We start from the raw sequence: 3,503 nt of genomic DNA on the forward strand, positions 1-3,503 counted from the left end.
AACTTTTGGGGGCCTCTACAAGGCTAGCGCTTTTTTGATTAATCTCTGGCATAATCACTTAAGTTTCCTTGTAATTCTGGATGAGCTTCAACTTCTTTTAACATGTTATTGGCTGCTAAGACAATAAACAAGAATAAGAAAGCTGTCTGCAACCAAAAGATGGTTAAGTCGAACATGCCGTGTAATAAGACGACTGATCCAAAGCTACAGATCAAGGCTAAACGTCTTCGTAGAATTGGATATTTTCGCATTTGATTGATATTCCGGGCAAGGGACACAATTGGTATTGCAAGAATGGTTGTACCAATTACCCCGTATGATAATAGGGTATCAAGAATAATATTATGCGCGTGTTGGGTGTATTTTTCGCCATAATCTTGCCAAATCATTAAGTAGGTTAGTGGTCCTTGGCCAAACCAGAAGTTATCTCTAAGGCCTTTTAGGGCGATGTCCCAGATGACAAAACGGTCTTCAAAGGCAAAGCCTAAATCTTCAAAACGAGGTAACAAACCTAATTTAATGGCGATTAATACTGAAATCGTACCTGTTAGAAATGTCCCAATGGCAATTTTTTTGTAACCCATGATGTAATAAAATACAAACAATGTGCCAATAACCACGAGTAGTGATGTTCGTGTACCGGTATAGACAGTTGCAAACAAATTGCAGAAACCAATTAGTAAGAATACAATTTTTTTCCGTAATTTGGTCGTACGCATAAATTTATATAGGGCAATGAAGAAGAAAAATTCTAACATCATCGCATAATAATTTGGATTTGCAAAGGTAGCCTCTGCGCGCCCATTATGAATTCGGTTGATTTCAGGTGAGATGAAACTGTAGTCCCACTCTGGTACCCAGTTTAAATATTCCATGGTTGCAAAGATAAATATGATGAATGAAGCAATCAAAGCAATATTCAAAAGTTCTTCCACAAAATATGGCTGGATGACTTGTTGATAGTAGTTAAAATATAAAGCAATCAGGATATACGCAATTGAAATCCCAAAACCCGCCCAGTTTTGATAGACAAACGAAATGACTGCTGAATAAGCGATAAATATCCAGATCGAGGTTGGTACTTCAGATTGATACTGAGGACCAATTAAGCCTAGCATGGATAAAAATATGAATATAACAGCAAAAGTAACTAAGGTTATATAAAAAGGAAAGAAGTTACTAATAAATAAAATCGATATCAGGATGGATTGAACTGGCCAGGCAAGTTGGTTCACTGGTCTTTTACCCAAAAACTCACCTCCATTAGTTATTCCGCCCCTTATTATATCAACAATTCTCATAAATAACATCTTCAGGCCTTAATATTATTGGTTTTTTAAATTTATGGTCTTGTAAGCACTAAAATTAAAATTTAAAAGGGAAAATGTTATACTAAATTTACGAGAAGTTAGGAGGTTGACAATGGAACGTTTAATTTGGACAGGCCTTGATGAAAGCCAATTTCGTCGTTATAAATCCTGGATTAATAAAACATCCCCTGGTATTTGCGGTACCTATTGTGCAGCAGTTTTAACGCACTATACAGTCTTACAAGATACCGGACATTGGATGAGCAAACAACAGCTATTAAATGCCTTTGAAACCGTGGTAGATGATTATCATTTACATGAGGGTACATTCTTTTGGAATGTAGCTGCCGGTCTTAATAGCGTATTTAATTTTAACCATTATCGTGCGAAAACAGGTTTAATTCCTGACAAGGAGGTGCCTGATTTAATCGACCGTTATCAGCAACCAGTGATTGTTGGTACATTGGCGGCTTTGGGATCACCTTATAAAAATCATTGGTTACTTGTATACGCATATGCTTATGATAATGAGAATCAACTTTTTTTCAAAGCTTATGATAACCATGGCAATTATAAAGCAGTTATTCCGGCAAAACATACCAATGCTTACGTGTATCTAGAGGCAATTGCGCCTTCAGAAGCAACAGCAAGGCATTCAAATGCAGCGGAAACAGATGACAACATCGCAATTAAACCTAACTTAGCAAGAAGACGCTTCTTAGAGAAACAAGCTAAAGAAGAGGCTGAACATCAACAAAAATTAATTTTCGGAAAAGAGTGGGATGAATGGAAAGATATGATTATATAACTATTGGTGGCGGTAGTGGTGGTATTTCAAGTGCAAACCGTGCAGCTGAGTATGGTGCTAAAGCGTTAATTATTGAAAAACGCGATGTCGGTGGTACATGTGTAAACCGTGGTTGTGTACCGAAGAAAATTTCTTGGCATGGTACGATGCTAAGAGAACAAATCAATGACTATGCAAGTGCCTACGGTCTAGATTTCGAAGAAAAAGGACCTGTAAACTATACTGAATTGAAGAATAATCGTGATGCTTATATTCAACGTGTACACAAAGGTTATGCATCGGGTTTCCAATCACGTGGTACACATTACCTTGAAGGTGAAGCCAAATTCATCGACAATCATACGGTTGAAGTAAATGGTGAATTATATACAGCACCGCACATTTCAATCGTAACAGGTGGACGTCCTCGTTTGGTAGATCTACCAGGTATTGATTTAGTAGATACTTCAGATGACTTCTTCGAATGGACTACTTTACCTGAAAGTGTCATCATTATTGGTGCTGGCTACGTTGCAACAGAATTTGCAGGTGTTTTAAATGGCTTAGGTGTAAAAACTACTCAAGCAGTTCGTTATGACCGTCCATTACGTGCTTATGACGCTGATATCGTTGAAGTTTTAGTAGATCAAATGACCAAATCAGGTATCAATCTATTAAAAAATCACGATGTTGCATCGATTGAAAAAGTTGAAAATGATCAATTACAAGTGAACTTTAAAAATGGCGAAACAGCTGTAGCGGATAAAGTTATTTACGCTATCGGCCGTACACCAAACACTGATAAAATTGGTCTGGAAAACACAGATGTCGCTCTGACAGCATCTGGACACGTCCAAGTAGATGACTACCACCACACAAATGTTGAAGGTATCTATGCATTTGGTGATGTCATTGGTAAGGTAGAATTAACACCAGTCGCAATTATGGCAGGCCGTACTTTATCAGATACACTATTTAATGGTGCTGAACCTTACTTATTAGATTACAACACTGTACCAACTGTTATCTTTACGCATCCAGCTATCGGTTCAATCGGTTATTCTGAAGAGGGTGCTAAAGAAGCATTTGGTGAAGAAAATGTTAAAGTCTATAAATCTAACTTCACACCTATGTACTCAGCTGTTTCTGAACACCGTCAATCTGCACGTATGAAATTAGTGACAACAGGCGCTGATGAAAAAGTTGTCGGCGTACATGGTATTGGTTATGCGGTTGAAGAAATGATGCAAGGATTTGCTGTAGGCGTACGCTTAGGTTTAACCAAAAAACAATTTGATCAAACAATCGCCATCCATCCAACTGGGGCAGAAGAATTTGTTACTATGCGTTAAATTGATATATAGAAAAGGCAGTGAGGAGTATTGAACCACTCCCCGTCAAGTAGA

3 protein-coding genes are annotated in these 3,503 nt (G+C 37.7%); 2 read left to right on the forward strand and 1 reads right to left on the reverse strand.

Annotation, left to right across the window (positions count from 1 at the left end):
- Positions 1 to 38: 38 nt before the first annotated feature.
- Complete coding sequence (locus tag EF384_RS09370) at positions 39 to 1,250, reverse strand: O-antigen ligase family protein (protein ID WP_233570088.1); 1,212 nt, start codon at positions 1,248 to 1,250, stop codon at positions 39 to 41.
- A gap of 172 nt (positions 1,251 to 1,422) precedes the next feature.
- Here EF384_RS09370 and EF384_RS09375 point away from each other — a divergent pair, with 172 nt between their 5' ends.
- A complete protein-coding gene (locus tag EF384_RS09375) occupies positions 1,423 to 2,118 on the forward strand; it encodes a dihydrolipoamide dehydrogenase (RefSeq protein WP_123781426.1) in 696 nt (231 codons plus the stop codon).
- Entirely contained in the window at positions 2,097 to 3,449 is a 1,353-nt protein-coding gene (gene gorA / locus EF384_RS09380; protein ID WP_123781428.1) for a glutathione-disulfide reductase, read from the forward strand. The genes EF384_RS09375 and gorA overlap by 22 nt, the downstream gene beginning before the upstream one ends.
- The last annotated feature ends 54 nt before the right edge of the window (positions 3,450 to 3,503 follow it).

Origin of the sequence: Aerococcus agrisoli, from assembly GCF_003797145.1 — a bacterium.
Classification (GTDB): domain Bacteria; phylum Bacillota; class Bacilli; order Lactobacillales; family Aerococcaceae; genus Aerococcus; species Aerococcus agrisoli.

Coding starts and splice junctions, on each gene's coding strand:
- gorA (WP_123781428.1), top strand. CDS start 2,097: ATGGAAAGATATGATTATATAACTATTGGTGGCGGTAGTGGTGGTATT.
- EF384_RS09375 (WP_123781426.1), top strand. CDS start 1,423: ATGGAACGTTTAATTTGGACAGGCCTTGATGAAAGCCAATTTCGTCGT.